The sequence below is a fragment of the Kitasatospora sp. NPDC036755 genome (assembly GCF_040636595.1).
Taxonomy (GTDB): Bacteria; Actinomycetota; Actinomycetes; order Streptomycetales; family Streptomycetaceae; genus Kitasatospora.
The window spans coordinates 1-4138 of record NZ_JBEZUT010000513.1 but is presented as its reverse complement, the minus strand read 5'-3'; the positions used below and the strand labels follow the sequence as shown (position 1 = coordinate 4138).

The 4138-nt window shown below is 74.6% G+C and carries 4 protein-coding genes; 2 read left to right on the top strand and 2 right to left on the bottom strand.

Annotation, left to right across the window (positions count from 1 at the left end; translation table 11 throughout):
- Positions 1-476: hypothetical protein (locus tag AB0E96_RS39025; RefSeq protein WP_359831276.1), on the bottom strand; the 476-nt coding region annotated here is incomplete at its 3' end.
- A 353-nt stretch (positions 477-829) separates the two neighbouring features.
- Here AB0E96_RS39025 and AB0E96_RS39020 point away from each other — a divergent pair.
- Complete coding sequence (locus AB0E96_RS39020; protein ID WP_359831274.1) at positions 830-2437, top strand: SMI1/KNR4 family protein; 1608 nt, start codon at positions 830-832, stop codon at positions 2435-2437.
- Positions 2438-2614: 177 nt separating this feature from the next.
- Complete coding sequence (locus tag AB0E96_RS39015; RefSeq protein WP_359831272.1) at positions 2615-3229, top strand: hypothetical protein; 615 nt, start codon at positions 2615-2617, stop codon at positions 3227-3229.
- Positions 3230-3315: 86 nt separating this feature from the next.
- Here the strand turns inward: AB0E96_RS39015 and AB0E96_RS39010 are convergent.
- Positions 3316-4138 (bottom strand): NmrA family NAD(P)-binding protein (locus AB0E96_RS39010; RefSeq protein WP_359831270.1); only part of this gene is annotated, 823 nt, incomplete at its 5' end.

The following is a 4138-nucleotide window of genomic DNA, read 5'->3' as shown; positions in this document are numbered from 1 at the left end:
AAGATGAAGGCCTGCCAGCCATGTGTGCCCGCACCGGGGTCGACGCCGCCGTCGACCCTGCGACCAAGACTGATCATGATCATCGAATATGGCCACAGCAGGGTGTTGAAGGTCGCGCCGAGGCCGGCCGGGATGACCGCGGCAAGGATCGGCACCCGGCGGCCGCGCAACCAGGGGATCCACCGGGGCCACACCTCGCCCCACGTGCACACGAGACCGACCGCCAGGAACGCCAGGGCCTCACTGGCCGTGCTCAGCCCGATGACGTACCACCACTCGCCGCCGAACCAGTCCGGCGGCGGGTGGCCGTCGGACGGGGCATCCATCAGCGGGATCCGGAAGTCAACGCTCAGAACCCGCCAGAGCCCGGCGGGCAGCACGGTCAGCGAGATCGCGTAGGCGACCCGCACCGCCCAACGGGGCACTCCCACCGCCGTCCGGCCGTGCAGCTGTGCCAGAAATGAGCCAGCGGTCATGGGGGTCCTCCCGGTCCGGGTGTCCGGTCGGCGCGGACGGTCTCTTCGTCCGCCCGATCCCGTGGGCGCACCTTGCTGGTTCGATGATCGAGGAGGGCGCCGGAGCGACACATCCGCCGTGAGAACGGAGCGCCTCACCCTCCCGGGGGAGGCCGATCCACACCTTGTGGCGGCCGGACACGGCACGGGCGGCACGGCGCTCGGCGCGGTGGCGGCGGCGCGGCGGGCCCGCACTCCGTCGCCGCCGGCTCCGCCGGGCCGAGCCCGCGGGCCCCGGCCGGGATCGCGCCGGCCGCGTCTGTCACAGGCCCCTGCGATGATCACGGGAGTGTCGACGGAGACGGAATCAGGACATGACCGAGCTGATCGAGCAGAGCGTCGCCCGGGTGGCCGGGATCATCGCGGCGAACGCGCCGGCGGGGTGGACGGAGGCGGTGCTGGTGAGCACCGAAGGCCTCTTCGGTCTCAACGCCTCCGGCCAGTGCGTGCTTTCCGACGCGACCGCGCGGCCGTTCCATCTGGCCCGTGGACTCCAGGACCTGCGTGACGTGACCGCGGCGGTGGGCACGGCTCGCGGCTGGGAACGCACCAGGCTGGACATGCGGTTCCGGCCGTCCGGGGAGTACTCGCTGGTCGCTTCCCGCGATGTCCTCTCCCGCCTGCACGACGGGCGTCCGGGCTTCCTGGCCGTCCTGGACCACGGCTGCCGGCCCTCCTCGGCGGGGTACACCCAGGCCGAGGGCACGGCCGGCCCGGCGGGCGACCCTGACCTGGCGCTCGCCCGGCTCCGCGCCTACCTGACGCGGCGTACCGACATCCTGGGACGCGCCGAGACGCTGCCCCCGCCCGTGACCGAGGCGGCCCTCGCCGACGCCGAGCGCCGCCTCGGCCGACCGCTGCCCGCCGACCTGCGGGCGCTGTACCTGTTCGCCGACGGCAGCGGGGACGACGCCTCCGGCCTGTTCGGCAACCTCGACTGGATCCCGCTGGCCCGGCTGGTCGCCGCCAACGCCGACCTGCGGGAACCGGTGTGGACGGGCTGGCAGAACCACTGGGACGCGGTCGTCCTGGACGCCGCCCCGCCCGACACGGTCCGGCGCTGCCACGAGCACCCCGGGTGGCTCCCGTTCGCCACCGCCGACGACGGCAACTACCTGGCGGTCGACATGTCCCCCGCCCCTGCCGGACGCCCGGGACAGGTGATCGAGATCGGCCGCGACCACTACGACGGGCCGCTCCACGTCTGCGACTCCGTCACCTCGCTCCTCGCCCGCTACCTGGACCTGCTGGACCGTGACGCCTACGCGGTCGAGGAGGACGACGTCGACTTCATCGACTTCCTGGAAGGCCCGCGCGTGCCCGGTTCCGATGCGGAGCTGCGATCCGGCGGAATCCCCCACGACGTGCCACCCGACCTCCAGGCCCTTCTGATCCATGTCAACACCCCCACCGGCCCGATGGACCTCACCCCGCTCGCGGCCGCACCCCACCTGCGAAGGCTCCGGCTCGAGGGCCGGCCCGTCACCGACCTGACGCCCGTCAGGGACCTGCCCGTCGAGTCCCTGGCCGTCGACCTCCACGGCGGCGACCTCGCACCGCTAGGGGGCCACCGACACCTCCGCTCGCTGGACCTCTCCACCACCACCGCGACCGACCTCGCCCCGCTGCGCACGGCGCCGAACCTGCACGGCCTGGACCTCTCCCGGGCCGCCGTCCGGGACTTGACCGTGCTCGCGGAGTTCCCGCGGCTGCGCTACCTCGCCCTCACCGGCAGCCAGTGGGCCGTCCTGCTGGCCGGGGGCCAGGTGCCGCCGTCCCTGGCCGCCGCCCGCCTGGCCGAACCCGACACGTCCCACGCCGAGGCGCTGTCCTGGGCGGAGAGGATCGGCCTGCCCCTCGGAGCGCCTTTCGTCCTCTCGGGAACCCTCGCCCCGGACGGTGAGACCGACCGCACCCGGTGAAACGACCGCCGGTCGAGCGATGTCGCACGCCGGGGAGGAGCCCGCCGTCCTGCCGGCCGCGACCGGGGGACCCGCACCGGTTCGCCCGTGCGCCCGGCGGGTGGGAAAGGCCCGGATGCCCGGGCGGGCTCACGTACGGTGGGGTCCGGGGTGTGCGGAGGGCTGGGGAGGCGGACGATGCGCACGGTGGGGCGGGCGGCCTGGAACGCGGCACTGGCGGCGCTGTTGGGGGGCGCGGTGTTCTTCGGCGTCCGCAGGCTGGCGGACTTCGCCCACCGCACCCACAGTCAGACGGCCGTCCCGCTGCTGGTGCTGTTCGTCCTGATGGCCGTCTACCTCACCTGGGTGGTGCGGCGCGACGACTCGGCCGTGTGGATGGCCTCGCTCGGCGCCGTCGCCACGGTCATGCTGTTCATCCACATCACCCTGCTGGACACCCGGGCGCTGCGCGAGCACGGCCTGGAGCAGCACGCCCGTATCACCGGGGTGCAGACGAAGTCGAACGCCGACAACACCGACTACCAGGTCTACACCCTGGAGGCCCTGGACGGCCCGCCGATCAACGAGACGGCCACCGGGGGCCTCGGCGGTTCGAAGCGGGTCGGCGAGATCGTCACCGTCACCACCGACCCGGCCGGCCGGGTCGCCCCGAAACTGGGCAGGCTGCCGAGCGCCGCCACCCAGGCGTGGATGGGCCGGGTCGACACCGTCCTCGCCGTCCTCCTCGTCCCGGTGCTGATCGGCTGGACGAGGGAACGCACCAGGAAACGCCCCGGCCGGCAACGCGGCTGACGCGCCGGCCCCCGTGAGCGCCGCCGACCGGCGCAGCGGGGGCCGTCCTGCTGCGCCGGTCGGCATCCGCGGGCGGCGTTCTGCCGCTACCGCGCGCCGGGGCGGCGGTCGCGCAGGGCGGCGGCGCCGGTTTCGGCGAGCCAGTCGGCCAGGGTGCGCAGCCCGGGGTGGATGACGCGCAGCGCCTCGATGTCGGCGTGCCAGCGGTGTCCGGCGGCCCACTGCCGGCGGATCTCGGCGAACTCCGGGTTCAGCGCGGCCGCCTCCTCGTGGGTGAGCCACTCGTAGCGCACGGGGATGCCGGTGGCGGCGCTGATCGCGGCGGCGGCCTCGACCGGGGTGGGGTCGTCGCCGGCCAGCTCCAGGGTCCGTCCGGCGAACCGCGCCGGCTGCTCGAAGGCCAGGGCCGCGAACTCGGCGATGTCCTCGGGGGCGATGACCTGCAGCGGCTCGTGCGGGGCGAAGAGGTGCCGGTTGACGCCGTCGACGATCCCGTCGAGGCCGAAGCCGGTCCCGAAGTAGTTCGTCATGAACCGCACCGGGCGCAGCACCGTCACCAGCGGGAACCGCTCGCGCAGGTACTGTTCGACGCGCCGCTTCCCCGGGGCCGCGAACGCCGCGCCGGAGGTCGAGGCGACGCTGGTGAACACCACCTGGCGGACCCCCGCGGCCGCGGCCGCGTCGGCCAGCGCCCGGCCGCGGGTGAACTCCAGCTCGTGGTCGGCGCCTTCGGGTCCGTAGGCGACCGGCGGTACGGCGAACAGCGCGGCGGTGCCGGCCAACGCCGGTTCGAGGCCCGACGGTTCGTCGAAGTCCGCGCGGACCAGTTCGGCTCCGGCCTCCGCGAGCGCCGCGGCGGCGGGCGCGGACGGGTCCCGGACCAGTGCGCGCACCGCCCGGCCGCCGGCC